This is a genomic window from Paraburkholderia fungorum (assembly GCF_003610895.1).
GTDB lineage: Bacteria > Pseudomonadota > Gammaproteobacteria > Burkholderiales > Burkholderiaceae > Paraburkholderia > Paraburkholderia fungorum_B.
This window is the reverse complement of the sequence record NZ_MCAS01000012.1, coordinates 210,229-228,557: the sequence shown is the minus strand read 5'-3', so window position 1 is coordinate 228,557 and position 18,329 is coordinate 210,229. Positions and strand designations below refer to the sequence as shown.

Genomic DNA, 18,329 nt, shown 5'->3' with positions numbered 1-18,329 from the left:
GCTCACAATGCGATCCATTGAAACAAGCAAGGAATCACACGCTGCTGAACGCGCATTCAGCGAGAACAACGCGCTGATGCTGCGCGCGGTCGGCATCGGCAAGACTTTCACGTTGCACGGTCAGGGCGGCGTGCAGATCGAAGCGCTCGCGGGGGTGTCGCTCGATGTGGAGCGCGGCGAGTGTGTCGTGCTGGTCGGGCCGTCAGGCGCGGGCAAGAGCACGCTGCTGCGCTGCCTGTACGGCAATTATCTGGCCAGCACGGGCGCCATTGCGATTCGCGACGCGGCCGATGACGGCCAGCCGGTATCGATTACCGGCGCCGAGCCGCACGACGTGCTGCGTCTGCGCCGCGGCGTGGTCGGCTACGTCAGCCAGTTTCTGCGCGTGATTCCGCGCGTGCCGACGCTCACGCTGGTCGCTGAGCCGCTGCTGTCGCGCGGCGTGGCGCAAGATGAAGCCGACGCGCGCGCCGCGGCCCTGCTGGCGAGGTTGAATGTGCCCAGGCGGCTGTGGTCGCTCGCCCCCGCGACCTTCTCCGGCGGCGAACAGCAGCGCGTCAACATTGCCCGCGGCCTGATCGCAGGACATCCGGTGCTGCTGCTCGACGAGCCCACGGCCTCGCTCGACGCGGAGAACCGCGACGTGGTCGCCGATCTGATCGTGGAAGCACGCGAGCGCGGCGCGGCGATTGTCGGTATCTTTCACGACGAAGATACCCGCAACAAGGTCGCTACACGGCGCTTCGAACTCCAGCCGCCGCTGCGGCACTAATTGACACGAAACGGCACTAAACTGAACCACTGGGTCGAAGCGCGGCGTCGAAGCACGGCGTGCAATACCCAAGACAGACTACGGAGCAAGTCGATGTTGATCAGGAACGCTCGCATCGTGACGCGAGACGAAGAATTTACCGGTGTGATACGCATCGAAGACGGCGTGATTCGCGACGTCGAGCGTGGCACGACCTCGGCGCGCGAAGCGGAAGATTGGGACGGCGACTATCTGTTGCCGGGTCTGATCGAACTGCACACGGATAACCTCGAGAAGCATCTGGCGCCGCGTCCGGGCGTGCAATGGAATACCGATGCCGCCTTCGTGATCCACGACGCACAGGTGGCGGCGGCCGGCATCACCACGGTGTTCGATGCCCTCGCGATCGGGTCGCGCTCGAACGTCGGGCTGCGCGGCCGCGATCTGCAGACACAATGCGCCGAATCCCTCACGCGGTTCGCCGGGCGCAAGCTGTTACGCGCCGAACACTTTCTGCATCTGCGCTGCGAGATCGCCACCGCCGACGTGGTCGAGGTGTTCGATTCGTTGTGCGAGCACCCGTTGCTGCGGCTCGCCTCGGTGATGGATCACACGCCCGGCCAACGTCAATGGCATGACCGCGAACAATGGCGCCGCTTCCAGGAGCGCAACGGCAAACTGACTGACGAACATGTGGCGACCGCATTGGCCGAACTGTCCGTCGAACAGGAACGTTACGCCGACACGCACCGCCGCGAGATTGTCGCGCGCTGCAACCGGCTCGGTATTCCGGTGGCCAGCCATGACGACACGCTGATCGAGCACGTCGAACAGGCCAAGGCCGAAGGCATCGTGCTGGCGGAATTTCCGACCACCCGCATCGCCGCCGAAACGGCACGCGAGCATGGTATTTCGACCATCATGGGTGCGCCGAATATCGTGCGCGGCGGCTCGCACTCCGGCAACGTGTCGGCGCTCGAACTGGCGAAGGCAGGCTTGCTCGATATCCTGTCTTCGGACTACGTGCCTTCCAGTTTGATGACGGCGGTGTTCGAACTCGTCAGCAAGGCCGGCTGGACACTGCCGCGCGCCATGGCGACGGTCTCTGCCGAACCGGCCCGTACGGCGGGCCTGCATGACCGCGGAGCGATCGAAGCGGGTTTGCGCGCGGATTTCGTGCGCGTCACGATGCTCGACACCCTGCCCGTGCCGCGCGCAACGTATCGCGCCGGAGCACGGATCGTCTGACGAGGGTGTTCAGGCCTCGCTGGATGCGGGCAGCAGCGGTTCCACCGCGGCCCAGCGAGTCCAGCGGGGCGTCCGGTCAGGTGCTTCGACGCGCAGCGTGCGCGAGCCGTCGTCGAAAACGAGGGATTCGATATTGAATGCGCTCCCCTCCGCAACGCCGGCTTCGCGCACGTGACCGGATTGGTAGGTGAAACTGAGGTTGCCCTCGCGCAGCAGCTCGAGATAGGTGTCGAAGTCAGTTGTTGATGAACGTGTGGCCCAACGATTCAGGAGGGTGGCGGCGATTTCGGCGTCGTACATTCTGTACCTCTCTGGGCATAAGCCGTAGCCCGACTATAGCTGAAAAATCAGTATTGTGCTGCACCGCACCATTACCCGCCACTACACCGCGCTCTATGACAGATCTCGCTTCAAACCGGCATTCTCCGCGCATGTCTTGCGTCATCTGCGCCTACAACGAAGCGCCCCGCATCGGCACCGTGCTTGCCGTAGCCTGCGCCCATCCGTTGCTCGGCGAGATCATCGTGGTGGACGACGGTTCGACTGACGGCACCGCTGAAATAGTCGAACGCTTCCCGTCCGTGCGGCTCATTCGTGGTACGGAAAACCGGGGTAAAAGCGCCGCGATGGCAAGCGGAATGGCCGCGGCGAGAGGCGAGTGGCTCATGCTGCTCGACGCCGATCTGAAAGGGCTGAGCGCCGAATGTATCAGCGCGCTCGCGCTTCCCGTTCTGCAAGGCAAGGCGCAAGTCAGCCTGAGCCTGCGTCAGAACAGCCTGCTGGCGTTTCGTGCCATCGGCCTCGATTTTGTCTCCGGTGAACGGGTCGTCAGAAAAACGCTGCTGAGCGAAGTTCTGCAGGAAGTTCACGGCATGCCGCGTTTCGGCGTCGAGGTGTTCATGAACCGCCGCATCATCGAACGCCGCCTGCCGATCGCGGTCACGCACTGGCCGCGCGTCACGCAGGCTCGCAAAACCGAGAAACTCGGCTATTGGAAAGGCCTGCGTGCGGAATGGCGCATGATCGCGGACCTGTTCAAGGCTGTTTATCCGCTCGCGCTGATCTCACAGACCTTTCAATTACTCTGCCTACGCGTCGACGACCATCCACGGGCAAGTTTTGCGGCACGCATGAAAAAGGTGCCCGACTAGCCCACGCTGAAACACTCACGTTTCCAGCGCTGAGCCTCGAGGTCTCACTTCGTTGCCGCCGGTAAAGCGCTGCGCCCCCTCGTTGCAAGCGCGGCGAAACTCGCCGCGCCGAGCATCAACGGACAGTAGAGCGTCGCGAAGCGCCACAGAACGAGTGCCGTGGCGATGCTCGCCCGTGGCACCCAACTGGCGAACGCGGCAGCAAGCGCGATATCGCCGGTGCCGCCGCCCGCGGGCACCCCGGTCCACAGTGCGGCATGCAGCGCGACCGCCTGCACAGCCAGCACAAAACCCAAGGGCAGACGGTATCCAAGCTCGCGCAAAATAAACCACAGCGCGCCATAGCGAAGCAGCCACTGCTGGGTGGTCAGCACCAGCAGCGCGGCAAGCCGCCACTTGGGGCCGCCAACCAGCTCCCGCCATTGCCGGCCGACGCTGCGGCAAAAGCGCGACAACCTCGCCCGGCGCTCGTGCAGCCACCGGACCCGCCGGCCCGTGGCGTCCAGTGTCGCCGCAACACGCCGACGGTTCAACCAGCAGACGCCCGCGAGACACACGCCGCTTGCGAGCACAGCCAGCACGAGCGGCGCGCTCGCGTGCGGCATCAATTGCATCAACGGTCCGAAAGCAAACAGCAAGGACACCGGCACGGCGGTTGCGAAGAACGCGAGATCGAGCGCCTGATCCGCGCTGACGACGGTTGTCGCCAGCGACCATGACGCTCCGGCGCGCTGCAGCAAACCGATATTGACGCCATAACCTGCCGCGCCCAGCGGCGAAACCAGAAAAGCGAAATCGGCCAGCAGCGTAATGCCGATCGTGCGCAGGAAACTCACGTGCAAGCCGAGTGTGGTCTGTATCAGATGCAGCTTGCCGGCCTTGGCCAGTCCGCTCAGCGCGGCGCTCGCGGCAAGCGCGAGGAACACATAGAGAGAAACACCGCCCAGCCCCGCGAGGGCCGCATGCGAATTGAGCGCGAACGGCGCGCCGACCGCAAGGCCGATGCCCGCAAGCGCCACCAACACCGCCGCTTTACGCGTATGAGATCTGATCAACGAGAGCCCCAGCAAGTACAGCCAGGCCTACCTTTCCGCGCGAAGCGGGCGAGCGCTGCTTCGCGGGTGAAATCGAGGCCGTCCGAGGCCTCATGATAACCACTCGACGCTGCGGTTTCGTGACTGACGACTAGCTAACGGCCAGCTAACGGCTGGCGACTAGCGGCTCGCCATGAGCGGCTGGCTGGCGGACGGCAATTGCCCCCAGTCGACCAGAACTCGCTGGATGCTACGGGCGTAGGCGTCGCGCTGCTTCGGCGTTTCCGAGTGATAAGCGCCGATCGCACGCCACGTGTTGCCGTACTTGACCATCTTCTGCTTGAGCAGCCAAGCGGCCACATAGACGTTCACGCACGGATCGGTCAACGCGCGATGCGGCACACCCTCGCGCGCGAGATCGCCGAAATGAATTGAATTGATCTGCAACTGGCCCACGTCGATCGAGCCGTTCGCGTTCTGATGAATCGCGCCTGGGTCCCCCTTCGATTCGTACCACGCGACGGCGCGCAATACCCACGGATTGACGCCCTGGTAAGCCGCGGCCTCGTTGAAGCAATCGTCGCCGGCATGCGCCGCACTGGACATCGACAGCCATGCCAGCGCAAAACAGAAGATCTTCAAGGACACGATTCATCCTTCCGCTTGATCGCGATAAGAGTTGGGGACAGCTGCGCGCCGGCCGGATTACTTGACGAGCGCCTGATCGATCTGCCGTTGCACGGAATCAAGGTAAGCATGTGAAGCATCGGACACGATGAGCCGCACGGGCGGCATCGGCGGTCCCCTATGCTCCTGTGCCGGCATCGGTGCGCGCGACTTCTTGCGATGCGGCGCGGGCTTTACCGGCAAATCGTCGTCGCTGCCGCTCGACGGCGGCAGCATTGCCAGCGATGGCAACGGCGGATAAACCTTGTCCGCCGCAGCGGGGGGTGCTGCGGAAAGCGCACTGGCCGACTGCAGGTCCGTTCCCGGCTGGCCCGCAAAAACAGGCGCGGCGAGCAACGTGGCCACCGTTAGTAAGCTGATTCGAAGCATCGCGATGGCCTCCTTCATTGCACCGTCCTGATCGACACGCTATACGGCTGACCCAGACCCGCGGTTCGATTTTCGAAGCTCACCTTCGACATGCGTTGCACCGGCACACCCTTCCACACCGCCTGGTTCAGATAGGCGAAATCCTGTCCCAGCGCGGTGACCAGCACCACCGTGGATTGCTGCTGCGCGGCGGCCAATGCCCCTGCCTTGGCAAGCACGGCGCTGAGTTGCGGGTCGTGCGCCCCGAGCGCATCCGGCGGAATCTCGAAGCTGATGACTTCGTTGGGCGCCTTGTCCGTGTGCGCGGCATTCTGCGCTGGCATCTGCGCGCATCCGGCCAGTGCAAGAACGGCAATCAAAAACCACACCTGTCGCTTCACAGCCCTCTCCAGTCAATCCCGTTGCTATAGCGATGTTTTCGGCAGACCCGCAGGAAAAGTTGATAGGCCAAAAACACATGCGCGAAAATCAAAAAGAGTTGCCTCAAGATCGGCGCAAACGATTGCTTCGACGCTCGGCCAGGCGCTGAACGAGGCGAACTTGCCTCGTGTTCCGGGCGATTTATTCATCTGAGGATTGTGAAACGGAAGACGCCGCGGAACGGGTTCCACGGGTCGTGCGCGAGTCATTGCGCGAGTAGAACGGGAGAGCTCAGCGCGAGGAACGTGCCGACGGTCATCACGCCGATAAGCGAACGGGCAATCGACTCATCGGCCTAAGTTATCGACCTAAGTTATCGGCTTAAATCATCCGCTCAAGTCGAGAGCAGCACGCGTTCCGGTTCATCCGCGTCGAACCACGCTGGATTGCGCGCGGCAATGGGACCGAGCGACATCAGAATCTCGCGCAGGTGACTGCGCATCGCTTCTTCAGCGGCGCTCGGGTCGTGCGCGCGCAGACCGGCCAGAATCTTCGCGTGCTGTCTGATCAGCAGATCGAAGGGCGATACGTCAGGCATGCTCAGATAGCGCACGCGATCCATCTGCGCCTTGATGTCCTGAATCGTTTCCCATGCCGCCGTGCAATCGATCGACTGGGCGATCGCATAATGAAACGCCTCGTCGAGCGCGAGGAAAGCAGCGGTATCGTTCGATTTCGCCGCGAGCCGCTGGTCGCGAAGATTGTCGGCAAGAGCCTGCAACTGCTCGTCGGTAATCGACACGGCGGCCTTGCGCACCACCGCCGTCTCGATCGCCTCGCGAATGAAGCGCCCTTCCCGCACCTGGCGTGGCGAAATGCGCTTCACAAAGGTGCCGCGCTGCGGCAATACCTGAAGTACGCCCGCTTCGACCAGCTTGATGAATGCTTCCCGCACCGGCTGCCGCGACACCTGAAACATGTCGGACACTTCCTTCTCCGAGAGCGGTGTGCCCGGCACCATCTGACCGGCAAAAATCGCCTCGCGCAGCGCGCGGAAAATCTGCTTGCCGATCGGCTCGTGCGAGTCGAACGAGACGCTGGCAGTCAGGTCCGGCAATTCGACGCGCGCGCCGGCCTGAACAGTCGCGCGGCGCCGCGTGCGGGGCGCGGCGGGCGTGGCATCGGAAGAGAAAGAAGACGCGCTGGCGTGGAGGTTCTTGGTCGGCATCGGGCGAAACAGCTAATGGCGGCTAATGGCAGCGAATGAATGACAGGCAGACAGCGCACCATCAATACCCGCTCAGGTGCGCTGCACCATACTACCATGCACCTTTCATCTTCAGCGTACCCGCGCGCGGCTCGCGAATCCACACCAGCGAACACACAGCGCCGAGCACGGCAATCGCCCCCGCCAGCACGAACGCGCTGGTGTAATTACCGTGCGTCGCTTCGACGATAAAGCCGGTCACCGCCGGTCCGATCACGCCGGCGAGATTCGCCAGCAAGTGCACAAAGCCACCCACACCGCCGACGTGTTCACGCGGCACGGTGTCCTGAATCACGGCCCAGTACACCGCGCCGGTCACATACAGGAAGAAGATCGATATCGACATCAGCGCAACCGCACCCTGAGTGCTGGCAACACGCCCGGCCAACGCCACACATACCGCCGCCGCGCCAAGGCAACTCCCCAGCACGATCTTGCGCGACAACAGCGGCTTGCCGGTCAGACGCAAGATGAAGTCCGAGATGAAGCCGCCCGCCGCGAGGCCAATACTGCCAAGCAGCCATGGAATCACCGTCGCGAAACTCATATCGCGCAGGCTCAGGTGATGGGCTTCGGTCAGATAGGTCGGAAACCACGACAGGAAGAAAAACAGCACGTAGTTATAGGAGAAAAATGCGAAGGCCGTCGCCAGAATGATCGGCTTCTTCAGGAAATGCCGCAGGCCGAACCGCTCCCCGTCAGCCGAATGCGCAATCGCATGTTCATCCGCCTGGCCGGCGCGAATGAGTTCGATCTCGTCAGGCGTCACGCGCGCGTTTTCGTGCGGGTGCTCGGTCGTCGTTGCCGCCCAGAAGACGAGCCACAGGAGTCCCAGCAGCATGATCGCGACAAAGGCCCAGCGCCAGCCGAACTGCACCGCCATGAAGCCGACCACCGGGCCCGCCAGCGCGCCGCCTAGCGGCGTGCCCGAACTGATCACGCCAATCGCGCTCGCGACTTCCTTGCGCGGAAACCAGTTGTTGACCATCTTGCTGTTGGACGAACTGAACGGCCCCTCGCCCATGCCGAACAACACACGCAGCACGATCAGCGAACCGATGCCGCTTGCCAGCGCGGTCGCGCCGCAGAAAATCGACCACAGACCCATTGCGGTGCCAAATACGCGCTTCGCGCCGACCTTGTCCGACAGCACGCCGCCAACAAAATTGAACAGCGCATAGCCGATAAAAAAACTGCTGAACACGATGCCCATTTGCGCATGCGAGAAGTTCAGGTCTTTCTGGATCAGCGGCGCGGCAATCGATAGCGCTGCGCGGTCGAGGTAATTGATGACGCCGGCCAGAAACAGTAGCGCAACAACGAACCAGCGTTGACTCTTGATCATCGGGTATCTCCTTCGGGTCGCCTCTTGGTGGGCGTTTGATTAGCTTAAGTCGCCTGATTGGGCTGGCAGCGCGCAGCGGTGAGACGCAGCGCTTCAAACCACGGCTGATCCTCAGTCGAAGCTCAGATGCACCTTCATCGACTGCGAACGATCGAGCGCCACCTCGAATGCACGATTAGCCTCGCTCATTGCGAACGCATGCGTCATCAGCGGTTTCAGGTCGACCTTGCCGGCGGCGATTTCGTCGGCGGCGATAGCGTATTCGCTGGTGAAACGGAACGAGCCTTGATATCGGAGTTCTTTCGACATCACGAGATTCGCCGCTACCGGCGACTGGCCGGCCGGCAGATTACCCACCTGAATCACCGTGCCGCCCGCACGCGCGGCGCGCAGTGCCGTATCGAGGCCGGCGGGACTGCCCGATGCCTCGATGACGACGTCGAAGGTGCCCCGTTGTGCGGACCATTGATCGATCGTCGCAGTATCCGTAGCGTTGACGGTCTGATCCGCGCCGAGTTGGCGCGCGACCTGCAACGCGCGATCCGAAAGATCCAGCGCGACCACGCGATGAGCACCGGCGCGGCGCGCCACGCTCAGCAGAATGCAGCCGATCGGCCCGCACCCCACCAGCAACACACTCGCGCCGACGAGCGAGCCGGCCTGCTTCACCGCATGCAACGCGACGGCGAGCGGCTCGGCCATCGAAGCCTGCGCAAAATCGACGCCATCCGGCACGGGCACGCACTGCCGCGCCGCGACGACGATGTACTGACGGAACATGCCCTGCGTGTGCGGGAACGTCGAGGCACTGCCCATGAAGCGCATGTTCAGACAATGATTCGGCATCCCGCCGACGCAGAAACGGCACGTCCCACACGCGAGCCCTGGATTGACGGCAACCCGCTGCCCTGGCATCAGGCGACTCTCTGCACTCACTCCCTCGCCAAGCGAATCGATCTCGCCGGCCACCTCATGTCCGAGCACGAACGGCTCGCGCACCGCGAAGTCCCCGCTCTTTCCTTTGAAGTAGTACGACAGATCCGAACCGCAAATACCACCGGCACGCACGCGCACCCGCACCTGCCCCGGACCGGGCACGGGCGGCTCGACTTCGTCGATGCGGATCAGTTTGGGTTCGTGAAGCACGGCTGCAAGCATGATGAACTCCGGTATGGCAAAGATCGCGCGCTCAGTGCTGCGCGACGGAAGAAGATGATGAGGACGGCAATGCTTGCGCTGCCGTATGCGCCTCCACCGGCTCACCGCCGCTCCAGTCGTGGAGATCGCCGCCGCGCCGCGAGGGCGCCGTTTCCGGCAACGCAAAGAGCGACACAGCCGAGACGATGCCGAGCACCGCTACATAAATGATCAACGCGAGCGAATTGCCGTGCGTGGCCTGAATCAGTTTGACCGCCAGTAGACCGAGTACTCCGCTGCCGAGCAAAGAGCCAATCTGCCAGATCAACGCGATACCGCTGCAGCGCACGCGCGCCGGAAACAGTTCGGGGAACAGCGCCGCTTGCGGTGCATAGCAAAGACTGTGGCCCACGCTAATGGCGAGAATCATCACGAGCTGAATCGCTGCGCGGTTGCCGCTGTCGATTGCCATGAAGAACGGCACCACCAGCGCCACGTGCAATAAAGCACCGGCAATGAAGGTCGGCCGCCGCCCAATGCGATCGGACAACGCGCCGGCGAGCGGAATCGTCACGAGTTCGAGCGCAACCGCGACGATCACCGTTTCGAGCAGCATGCTTTGTGCGATGCCGTGTGCTTTACCGTACGCGAGCACGATCATCGTGTACATCGCGAAAGTGCACGCCTCGATCAGCTTGGCCCCGACACCCTTGACGATCGTCGGACCGAACTGCCGCACCACCTCCACCACCGGGCGCGAAGCGACTGCCTTGGTCTGCTGGATCGTCGCAAAGACCGGCGACTCTTCGGTGCGCAAGCGGATATAGAGGCCCACGGCGACCAGCAGCGCGCTGGCGAGAAACGGAATCCGCCAGCCCCAGTCGAGCAGCTGCGTCTGCGTCAACGTCGCGCTTAGCAGGGCGAACAGACCCGACGGAATCAGGAAGCCCGCCGGCGCGCCGAGTTGCACGAGGCTTGCAAAGAAGCCGCGCCGGACAGGCGGCGCATATTCCGCCGTCAGCAACACGGCGCCCGCCTGTTCGCCCCCCACGCCGAAACCTTGCAGCACGCGAATCACGATCAACGCGATCGGCGCCCAGATTCCGATCGACTGATAGTCCGGCAGCAGGCCGATCACGAACGTCCCCAAGCCGACGATCAGGATCGTCACGATCAAGGCCTTCTTGCGCCCGACACGATCGCCGAAATGACCGAACACGATGCCGCCTAGCGGCCGCGCCAGAAAACCGACCGCATAGGTGGCGAAAGCGGCGAGCGTGCCGATCAGCGGGTCGGCGGAGGGGAAGAATTTCTGGCCGAACACCAGCACGGCGGCTGTGCCGTACACGAAGAAATCGTAGTACTCGGCCGCGGTGCCAATGGTCGAGGCGAAGGCTACGCGGCGCAGCATGGCGGTGCTGGCCGGCGCCGCGGCTTGCGGACGTGCTGGGTTCACGCGTGTCTCCATGATTATGTAATTAGGTTGGCGAAGCGAAATCAGCTCACCAGTTCCACAGCGTTCCGTCTTCGAGACGCGCGACCGGCAGGTACGCGGGGTCGTAGGGATATCGCGCGGCCGCGGCTTCGTCGATGTCGACGCCGTGGCCCGGCGCTTCGCCGGGATGCATCATGCCGCGCTCGAAGCGCCATGCATGCGGGAATACCTCGAGCGCTTCCTGCGGAAAACCCATGTACTCCTGAACACCGAAATTCGGCACCCACAAGTCGAAGTGAAGCGCAGCTCCCATGCACACCGGCGACAGATCGGACGGCCCGTGGCAACCGGTTCTCACCTGGTAAAGCGAAGCAAAATCCGCAATGCGCCGCAGATGCGTAATGCCGCCCGCGTGGGTCAAGGTTGCGCGGATATAGTCGATCAACTGCTCTTCGATCAACTGTTTGCAATCCCAGATGCTGTTGAAGACTTCGCCCACCGCGATCGGCGTGACCGTATGTTCGCGAATCAGCCGGAAGCCCGCCTGGTTTTCCGCGGGCGTCGGATCTTCCATCCAGAACAGACGATACGGTTCGACCGATTTGCCTAGACGCGCGGCTTCGATCGGCGTCAAACGGTGATGGACGTCATGCAGCAAATGCGTTTCGAAGCCGAACTTGTCGCGCACCGCTTCGAAGAGCTTCGGCACGAAGTCGAGATACTTCTCCGACGACCAGCTCTGCTCTTCAACCGCGCCCTTGGTGGCCGGCTCGTACATGCCGCTGCCTTTCGATACGCCGTACACCGAACGCATGTTCGGCACACCGCACTGAATCCGGATGGCCTGATAGCCGGCTTCGATATGTTCAGCGTAACGATCGAGCGCTTCGGGAATGTCGCGGCCGGTGGCGTGGCCGTACACCATCACGCCATCTCGCGAGGCGCCGCCGAGCAGCTTGTACAGCGGCATGCCGGTGACCTTGCCGAGAATGTCCCACAGCGCCATGTCCACGGCGGCGATCGCCGTCATGGTGACGGGACCGCGCCGCCAGTACGCGCCTTTGTAGAGATATTGCCAGGTGTCTTCGATACGGCCGGGATCACGCCCGATCAGCAATGGGCAGACGTGATCTTTCAGGTACGAAGCGACCGCCAGTTCGCGGCCGTTCAGTGTGGCATCGCCGATGCCGTGCACGCCTTCGTCTGTGACGATCTTCAGCGTGACGAAATTACGGCCCGGGCACGTGACGATCACGTCGGCGCGAACGATCTTCATGACATCTTCCTTGCAGAAGCAAGTCGCGAACCGCATTGAGCGGCAGCACGCGACCCACTATGTTTCATGTCGGTTTCGAGCACGGACTGAAGCGGAAAATCACCGTCATCAATCTGTCTCAAGCCGTTTGAACGATGCTACCATACAAGTATATCGACACGTCAAATCAGGGTTTTCCCGCTGAACGGCGTTGTGCCACAGTCTTTTCTGCTCTGTTCCGAACCACGGATTTCATGACATGACCTCTGCAGCCACCTTGCCTCGCCTCGTTCGCCACGCACTGCCCACGCTGAAAACGCATCTGCTCTCGCCGCAATGGCAGGAGCCGCGCATCGGCATCGTTCATCTGGGGATTGGCAACTTTCATCGCGCGCATCAGGCCCTCTATACGGAAGAGGCGATGCTTGCCGCAGGCGGTGACTGGGGCATTTGCGGCGTCACGCTGCAAGGCGATGTCGGCAAGCGCGATGCGCTGATGGAACAGCAAGGCCTGTATAGCGTGGTTGAACGCGGCGCGCAGGGTGTCAAAGTGACGGTGCTGCGGGCGCTGCGCGAAGTGCTCGCCATGCCGCACGATCGCGCCGCCCTGTTCGCGCGTCTCGCGGATCCGCTGGTGCGGATCGTCTCGCTGACCGTCACCGAAAAAGGCTATTGCCGCGATCCGAAAACCGGCGAAGTCGCGTTGGACGACCCCGCCGTCGCGCACGATCTGGCTCATCCGCTCGAGCCGCGCACGGTACCGGGCATTCTCGTCGCAGCCTTGCGAGCGCGGCGCGACGCCGCGAACAGTCAACCGTTCACGGTTCTTTCGTGCGACAACCTTTCCCACAACGGCGCCGCCGTGCGCCAGGTGGTCTGTTCGTTCGCGCGGCAACTCGATCCTGCGCTGGCCGACTGGATCGCCGCCCACGTTGCATTTCCATCGACGATGGTCGACCGTATCGTGCCGGCCACCACCAACGCCGAACGCGTCGCCGTGGCTCACGCGATCGTTTATGAGGATGCCGTACCAGTGCCGTGCGAGCCGTTCCGCCAATGGGTCATTGAAGACCGTTTTCCGGTGGGACGTCCTGCATGGAACGCAGCCGGCGCGCAACTCGTCGACGACGTCACGCCATTCGAACTGGCGAAGCTGCGCATGCTGAACGGCACGCATTCGACACTGGCCTACCTGTCGATGCTCGGCGGTTTCGAGACCATCGACGCAGCAATCTCCCACCCCGCCATGCGCAATCTCATTCACGCGATGATGACGCACGAAATCGCGCCGACGCTGACCATGCCCGCGTCATTCGATCTGCCCGCCTATCGCGACGCATTGCTCGAGCGTTACGCGAATCCGGCACTAAAGCATCGTTGCGCGCAGATCGCGATGGACGGCAGCCAGAAGATTCCACCGCGTCTGCTCGCCACGATTGCGGCGCGCATCGCCGCGGGTCAATCGTTCACGCGTCTGGCGCTGGCTGTCGCGGCCTGGATGATGTTTTTGCGCGGCCACGCGGACGACGGCACGCGCTACGAAATCAGCGACCCGCAGGCCAGTCGATTGAAGGCGCTCGCGGCATCCGCGCATGGCGAGCCGCAGGCGCTGATGGACGCATTGTTGTCTGTGCGGGAGGTGTTTCCAGCTGATCTGGCTGGCGAGCCCGAGTTCAGAACAGCGCTTCGACGCGCATTGCAGTTGCTTCACGAAAACGGCGCACGGGGAGCGATTGCCGCTTCACAATGACCACGGTTTTTCATCAGCGCTGCGGCACGCCACTAGCGTGTCAGGCCGTCGGCTCCGCCTCACGGCCTTCCGTTTCCCCTTCTCCTGCCGGCTCCCGTGCCTGTTCCAGCTTGCGCGCCTCGATCACATCCTGATACCGCAGATATCCGCACCGTCCACCGGATTTAGCCGCGTACATCGCCGCATCCGCATTGAGCAGCAACTCCTCCGCCGTGGCGCTGTCGTCGGGAAACTGGCTGATGCCGATGCTCGCGCCCACCGTCATGCTTTGTCCGTCGATCACCAGGACTTCGTTCAGCGCGCCCATGATCCGCGAAGCAATCCCTGGCGCAGCCTCGGCGGAACGCGGCCCCTCGATCATCACGATGAATTCGTCACCGCCGAGACGCGCGGCAACGTCCGCCGTGCAGAGCACCTGCTTCAGCCGGTGCGCCACCGCCGCCAGCACCTTGTCCCCAATCGAATGGCCGAACTGGTCGTTGATCTGCTTGAAGCGGTCAAGGTCGACGAACAGCACGGCGATCCCCTCCTCGCGCCGCGTTGCGTCCTCGATCGCCGTCTCGAGTTTCTGCATGAACAACATGCGGTTTGGCAGGCCGGTCAACCCGTCGTGCGTGGCAAGATGCACGAGCTCGCGTTGCTTGGTATGCAGCACATCCAGTTGCGATCTGATTTCCCGGCGCAGACGATCGAAGCAACGCGCCAGTATGCCGATCTCGTCCGTACGTTTGAGCGGCAGCGTTTCCATGGCGTGCTCGGCGAACAGATGCGTCGCTGCGTGCGCGAGAAGGTGCAACGGCTTGGTCACGGCACGCGCAAACAGAACCGCGAGGAACAGTGCCAGCACGCTGAAGATCAACACCATGCGAATGATTCTGTTACCCAGCTGGGTCGCGCCGGACAATACGTCGTCGAGCGGCTTGCCGAGGCCGAGCACGATAAAGCGGTTGCCTTCGGAGGCGCCGAACGGCCTGCGCACGAAGGCCAGCACCTGACCGGCCGCCTGCCGCGGCCGTACGAGACCGTTCAGCAGAACTTCACTTTCGGTCTGCTCGAAGAGCGGCTTGGTGGCCGAGAAACTATCCTGCATCAGAACGCGGCGCCCCCTGTCGAAACCGAATGTTTTCGAGGCATCCGGATGGACCAGAAAATCGCCCCATTCGTTGGCGAGATATACCTGATAGTCGCTCGGCAAATCGCTCTGCAAACGGTTGAGCAGCCGCCCCAGATCGATGTCGATAATGACCACGCCCACCACCGCCCCGCCCGTATCCGCTACCGGTGTGCCAAGCCGCAATGTGGGTTTGCCCTCGGCGGCATGCGTGCCGTACTCGTGATTCACCGAGATCGGCGAGGTGTAAATGCGCCCAGGCGAGAACGCCAGCGTATCGAACACATAAGCGAACTGGCCTTTTTCCTGCAAGCTGTCCCCCTGGACCCGCACGAGGCCGTCCCCATCGCGGTCGAAACGGATCAGTTCGAGCCCGTAGTGCTTGCGGGTAATCAGGCGGATCTGCAGATACTCGGGGTGATGAACCATGAAGCTGGCGTACACCTTCGCCAACTGTTCGCGCGGCGCGTTCGCGCCAATGCCGTTGTCGGTCTGCAGGACGTCCGCCGAAGACGGCAGGCTCGCGAGCACCAGCGCGTCTGCGCCGACGTCGTCGATCGCCATGGAAAAACGCTGGCCCAGCAGTTCCGTTGAAGTCAGCAGGCTGTGTTCGGCTTCGTTCACCAGCATCGTACGGTTGGCCCGATACGTGTAATAGCCGGTCGCGCCGGACGCGAGCACGCCAATGCAAGCGAGCAGAATCGACAATTTGAACGTCAAGCCGGGACGTATCATCAAAAACGCTCCGACCTGTCGCCAGACACGATTCTGTTCCACAGTTCCTCGCGGCGCTGAATATCTTCCACTGGGCCAATCCAGACGATGTGCGCCTGGTCGCTGCCCTCCGCCGGCGCCGTCAACGTGTTGGCGAGTCCCTGACGTTGCGTCAATAACGCACTGACGTCGGGCTCGATCATGTAATTGATCCACGCAAGCGCGAGCGGGCGATCCGTGGCCGAACGCGTCATCGACCAGCAGTCGAGCCAGGCGAGCGCGCCTTCGTCGGGGATCACATAGCCCACGTCGGCGCCGGCGCGGCGCAGCGACTCAACCTGCTGGGTGCCGTAGTTACCGAACATCAGGGCGACGTTGTGGTGGATAAAGTACGCCGTCGCTTCTTCCGGCACCGTGTAATAGGTCAGCAGGTTGCGGCGCAGATCGACGAGTTTGCGAGCGATTATCCGCATCTGCGTGGCATCGAGCTGGAAGGGATGGGGATAGCCCAGCGCCAGCGCGGTAAACGAAAAATTATGCTGGGCGCTATTGAAGTCCAGAACCTTGCCGCGATAGCGCGGGTTCCACAATTCGCGCATCGAGCGCGGTGCAACGGCGATCTGCTTGCGGTCATAGATCAGCCCCATCGACGAATACGTGAATGGAATGGCGTACACCTTGCCCGCCGAGGTCAGTCCTTGAATCGACGACAGCGCCTGAAAGCGCGGCAACTGTTTTCTGGTATTCGGCAAACTGGCCAGATCGAGCGGCGCCAGCAGATTCGCGCGGGTATAGCGCTCGATTTCAGCCGTATTGGCCGCGAGCACGTCGAACGGCGGCGTATCCTGGGCATGCATCTGCGTCCATAAGGCCTCGTCGGAATCGACCCAGGTGACTTCGACCTTCGCGTTGTAGCGCGCTTCGAACGTCTTGACGACGTCGGCGTCCGCATAACCGGGCCATGCCAGCACACGCAAAACTTTGCCGGCGGCCGCAACAGGTGCTGACGACAAAAGGCTACAGCAGAGAGCAGCATTTATCAGCAGTGTCAAAAAACCGGAAAACCCGCGGCTGCGCAACGAACTCACGCGTGCCGCCGCGCCTGCAATTCGACGCCAGAGTGTTGGTTTGAAACAGCGCATTTCATCTGCCATCGAAATCGTTCGCATATACAAAACCGCTTAGCAGAATGTCATTAAGACGAACGCAAACAGGCGTGCGGCGTTTAACCGCAGACGTCGTGCTCGATGACTTTGTTCAGACAGATACCAATATATGTTCGCACGCCGCGAAGGCAGGCGTGCAAAGCGTTGATAATAGCGCCAAGTAATGCACTTTTGGTTCCGGCCCCAGCCCAATCGAGAAAAACAATCGGTCAGACATGATTTAACAAAATTAACAAATGCGCTCAACTGCATTTAACGGTAGTTCTGGCGGAATCTTTAACTCGCCGACAGTCAATTGAAACAATCGCGAGCTTTGTAATAATCGGCAATAGGTGGTAGAAAATAACCGCTATTCAATACCGATTCTGCCAGCTCCACGCATCCTGCGAACTGTCCGCAAAGTTTCACCATTGGCCACCTTCTGTCACCCTTAGTCCCGTTCAGTCATCCTTAAGCACCATTAGCCAACTTCTTTACGACATGGTTACAAGGCAGGCAGCATCACGCTGAAGCAATGCAATGCGCATAACGGCACGCTCGAATCGCCACCACATTCAAGCCCTAAAAGCTATTGCCATCCGCCATCCGGTGTTTCACTAGCTACCCAATCTTTTTGAACTGATAAGCTTGGCGCGCGCTGCTGGCCGCCCCGGCCTGCAGCTTCAACCCAAGCCTGGTCGTAAGTCGCACCAGGCGTCCCGCAGCGGCACAACCGCATACGGGAGTATTTGAACTACCACCGAGGAGTTAAACAGTGAAAAAACTGCTAGCGGCTTTGACGGTTGCTCTGCTTGCCACCGTCTCGATTGGCGCACACGCTAAAGATTGGTCGACTATCCGTTTCGGCGTTGACGCCAGCTACCCCCCGTTTGAGTCCAAGGGTTCGGACGGCAAGCTCGTTGGCTTCGACATCGACCTCGGCAATGAAATCTGCACGCGCCTGAAGGCAAAATGCGTGTGGATCGAAAACGACTTCGACGGCATGATTCCGGCCCTGAAGGCGAAGAAGTTCGACGGCGTGCTGTCGTCGATGTCCATGACGCCGCAGCGCGCCGAACAGATCGCCTTCTCGTCGAAACTGTTCAACACGCCGACGCGCCTCGTCACGAAGAAGGGCTCGGGCGTGATGCCGACGGCTGATTCGCTGAAGGGCAAGGCGGTTGGCGTCGAACAGGGCACGATCCAGGAAACCTACGCGAAGACCTACTGGGAGCCGAAGGGCGTGAAGGTGGTTCCGTATCAGAACCAGGATCAGGTCTACGCCGACTTGCTGTCGGGTCGTCTTGACGCTTCGCTGCAGGACGCCGTTGAAGCTGAAATCGGCTTCCTGAAGACGCCGCGCGGCGCGGGCTACGAGTTCGCGGGCAAGGATCTGGTCGACGAGAAGGTCCTCGGCAACGGCGCGGGCATCGGCATGCGCAAGGAAGACACCGATCTGAAGGCGAAGGTCGACAAGGCAATCGCCGACATCATCAAGGACGGTACGTACAAGAAGCTCGAGAAGAAGTACTTCGACTTCGACGTGTACGGCAGCTAAGCCAGTCACGCG

At 62.0% G+C, this 18,329-nt stretch carries 17 protein-coding genes; 5 read left to right on the top strand and 12 right to left on the bottom strand.

Annotated features, from left to right (window positions below):
• Positions 1 to 7 precede the first annotated feature (7 nt).
• Both phnL and BCY88_RS13755 read left to right on the top strand, forming a co-directional pair.
• Complete coding sequence (gene phnL / locus BCY88_RS13760) at positions 8 to 772, top strand: phosphonate C-P lyase system protein PhnL (RefSeq protein ID WP_120344769.1); 765 nt, start codon at positions 8 to 10, stop codon at positions 770 to 772.
• A gap of 93 nt (positions 773 to 865) precedes the next feature.
• Positions 866 to 1,999 (top strand): alpha-D-ribose 1-methylphosphonate 5-triphosphate diphosphatase, encoded by a 1,134-nt coding sequence (locus tag BCY88_RS13755; RefSeq protein WP_120344768.1) that lies wholly within the window; start codon positions 866 to 868, stop codon positions 1,997 to 1,999.
• Positions 2,000 to 2,008: 9 nt separating this feature from the next.
• Here BCY88_RS13755 and BCY88_RS13750 read toward each other — a convergent pair whose 3' ends face one another.
• The gene (locus tag BCY88_RS13750) at positions 2,009 to 2,299 is read right to left on the bottom strand and encodes a hypothetical protein (RefSeq protein ID WP_120344767.1); all 291 of its coding nucleotides are present in this window, start codon (positions 2,297 to 2,299) and stop codon (positions 2,009 to 2,011) included.
• 131 nt (positions 2,300 to 2,430) lie between these two features.
• Between BCY88_RS13750 and BCY88_RS13745 the strand changes: the two genes are divergently transcribed.
• Positions 2,431 to 3,150: a glycosyltransferase family 2 protein gene (locus BCY88_RS13745; protein ID WP_183081361.1), complete on the top strand. Its 720-nt coding sequence runs from the start codon at positions 2,431 to 2,433 to the stop codon at positions 3,148 to 3,150.
• A 44-nt stretch (positions 3,151 to 3,194) separates the two neighbouring features.
• Here BCY88_RS13745 and BCY88_RS13740 read toward each other — a convergent pair whose 3' ends face one another.
• The 9 genes from BCY88_RS13740 to manD all read right to left on the bottom strand — a co-directional run bounded on the left by BCY88_RS13740 (position 3,195) and on the right by manD (position 12,060).
• On the bottom strand, positions 3,195 to 4,205 hold the full coding sequence (locus BCY88_RS13740) for a lysylphosphatidylglycerol synthase transmembrane domain-containing protein (RefSeq protein ID WP_183081360.1): 1,011 nt from the start codon (positions 4,203 to 4,205) through the stop codon (positions 3,195 to 3,197).
• 159 nt (positions 4,206 to 4,364) lie between these two features.
• On the bottom strand, positions 4,365 to 4,790 hold the full coding sequence (locus tag BCY88_RS13735; RefSeq protein ID WP_120345015.1) for a lytic transglycosylase domain-containing protein: 426 nt from the start codon (positions 4,788 to 4,790) through the stop codon (positions 4,365 to 4,367).
• Positions 4,791 to 4,889: 99 nt separating this feature from the next.
• Positions 4,890 to 5,240, bottom strand: coding sequence for a hypothetical protein (locus BCY88_RS13730; protein WP_120345014.1), 351 nt, complete (start codon positions 5,238 to 5,240; stop codon positions 4,890 to 4,892).
• 14 nt (positions 5,241 to 5,254) lie between these two features.
• Entirely contained in the window at positions 5,255 to 5,563 is a 309-nt protein-coding gene (locus BCY88_RS13725) for a hypothetical protein (protein ID WP_259461388.1), read from the bottom strand.
• 431 nt (positions 5,564 to 5,994) lie between these two features.
• A complete protein-coding gene (locus BCY88_RS13720) occupies positions 5,995 to 6,828 on the bottom strand; it encodes a GntR family transcriptional regulator (RefSeq protein WP_120344763.1) in 834 nt (277 codons plus the stop codon).
• 91 nt (positions 6,829 to 6,919) lie between these two features.
• Positions 6,920 to 8,212, bottom strand: coding sequence for an MFS transporter (locus BCY88_RS13715; protein WP_120344762.1), 1,293 nt, complete (start codon positions 8,210 to 8,212; stop codon positions 6,920 to 6,922).
• Between the two features lie 111 nt (positions 8,213 to 8,323).
• Entirely contained in the window at positions 8,324 to 9,370 is a 1,047-nt protein-coding gene (locus BCY88_RS13710; RefSeq protein WP_120344761.1) for an L-idonate 5-dehydrogenase, read from the bottom strand.
• Positions 9,371 to 9,401: 31 nt separating this feature from the next.
• Positions 9,402 to 10,805 carry an MFS transporter gene (locus BCY88_RS13705; protein WP_259461387.1) on the bottom strand — a complete coding sequence of 468 codons (1,404 nt, stop codon included), beginning with the start codon at positions 10,803 to 10,805 and terminating at the stop codon, positions 9,402 to 9,404.
• 46 nt (positions 10,806 to 10,851) lie between these two features.
• On the bottom strand, positions 10,852 to 12,060 hold the full coding sequence (manD, locus tag BCY88_RS13700) for a D-mannonate dehydratase ManD (RefSeq protein WP_120345012.1): 1,209 nt from the start codon (positions 12,058 to 12,060) through the stop codon (positions 10,852 to 10,854).
• Positions 12,061 to 12,298: 238 nt separating this feature from the next.
• Between manD and BCY88_RS13695 the strand changes: the two genes are divergently transcribed.
• Positions 12,299 to 13,789 (top strand): mannitol dehydrogenase family protein, encoded by a 1,491-nt coding sequence (locus tag BCY88_RS13695; protein ID WP_120344760.1) that lies wholly within the window; start codon positions 12,299 to 12,301, stop codon positions 13,787 to 13,789.
• Between the two features lie 40 nt (positions 13,790 to 13,829).
• Here the strand turns inward: BCY88_RS13695 and BCY88_RS13690 are convergent, their stop codons facing one another.
• Both BCY88_RS13690 and BCY88_RS13685 read right to left on the bottom strand, forming a co-directional pair.
• Positions 13,830 to 15,635, bottom strand: a complete 1,806-nt coding sequence (locus BCY88_RS13690; protein ID WP_120344759.1) for a diguanylate cyclase domain-containing protein — start codon at positions 15,633 to 15,635, stop codon at positions 13,830 to 13,832.
• Positions 15,635 to 16,783, bottom strand: a complete 1,149-nt coding sequence (locus BCY88_RS13685; protein ID WP_259461386.1) for an ABC transporter substrate-binding protein — start codon at positions 16,781 to 16,783, stop codon at positions 15,635 to 15,637. The genes BCY88_RS13690 and BCY88_RS13685 overlap by 1 nt, the downstream gene beginning before the upstream one ends.
• A gap of 751 nt (positions 16,784 to 17,534) precedes the next feature.
• On the opposite strand from BCY88_RS13685, the gene BCY88_RS13680 reads away from it, so the two are divergent.
• Positions 17,535 to 18,317 carry an ABC transporter substrate-binding protein gene (locus BCY88_RS13680; RefSeq protein ID WP_120344758.1) on the top strand — a complete coding sequence of 261 codons (783 nt, stop codon included), beginning with the start codon at positions 17,535 to 17,537 and terminating at the stop codon, positions 18,315 to 18,317.
• Positions 18,318 to 18,329: the final 12 nt, after the last annotated feature.

Bases quoted from the DNA above. Each gene is read 5' to 3' on its own strand.
- BCY88_RS13690 (WP_120344759.1), bottom strand. From the start codon at position 15,635: ATGATACGTCCCGGCTTGACGTTCAAATTGTCGATTCTGCTCGCTTGC.
- BCY88_RS13695 (WP_120344760.1), top strand. From the start codon at position 12,299: ATGACCTCTGCAGCCACCTTGCCTCGCCTCGTTCGCCACGCACTGCCC.
- BCY88_RS13755 (WP_120344768.1), top strand. From the start codon at position 866: ATGTTGATCAGGAACGCTCGCATCGTGACGCGAGACGAAGAATTTACC.
- BCY88_RS13710 (WP_120344761.1), bottom strand. From the start codon at position 9,370: ATGCTTGCAGCCGTGCTTCACGAACCCAAACTGATCCGCATCGACGAA.
- BCY88_RS13745 (WP_183081361.1), top strand. From the start codon at position 2,431: ATGTCTTGCGTCATCTGCGCCTACAACGAAGCGCCCCGCATCGGCACC.
- phnL (WP_120344769.1), top strand. From the start codon at position 8: ATGCGATCCATTGAAACAAGCAAGGAATCACACGCTGCTGAACGCGCA.
- BCY88_RS13715 (WP_120344762.1), bottom strand. From the start codon at position 8,212: ATGATCAAGAGTCAACGCTGGTTCGTTGTTGCGCTACTGTTTCTGGCC.
- BCY88_RS13685 (WP_259461386.1), bottom strand. From the start codon at position 16,783: ATGCGAACGATTTCGATGGCAGATGAAATGCGCTGTTTCAAACCAACA.
- BCY88_RS13750 (WP_120344767.1), bottom strand. From the start codon at position 2,299: ATGTACGACGCCGAAATCGCCGCCACCCTCCTGAATCGTTGGGCCACA.
- BCY88_RS13735 (WP_120345015.1), bottom strand. From the start codon at position 4,790: ATGTCCAGTGCGGCGCATGCCGGCGACGATTGCTTCAACGAGGCCGCG.
- BCY88_RS13730 (WP_120345014.1), bottom strand. From the start codon at position 5,240: ATGCTTCGAATCAGCTTACTAACGGTGGCCACGTTGCTCGCCGCGCCT.
- BCY88_RS13720 (WP_120344763.1), bottom strand. From the start codon at position 6,828: ATGCCGACCAAGAACCTCCACGCCAGCGCGTCTTCTTTCTCTTCCGAT.
- BCY88_RS13725 (WP_259461388.1), bottom strand. From the start codon at position 5,563: ATGCCAGCGCAGAATGCCGCGCACACGGACAAGGCGCCCAACGAAGTC.
- manD (WP_120345012.1), bottom strand. From the start codon at position 12,060: ATGAAGATCGTTCGCGCCGACGTGATCGTCACGTGCCCGGGCCGTAAT.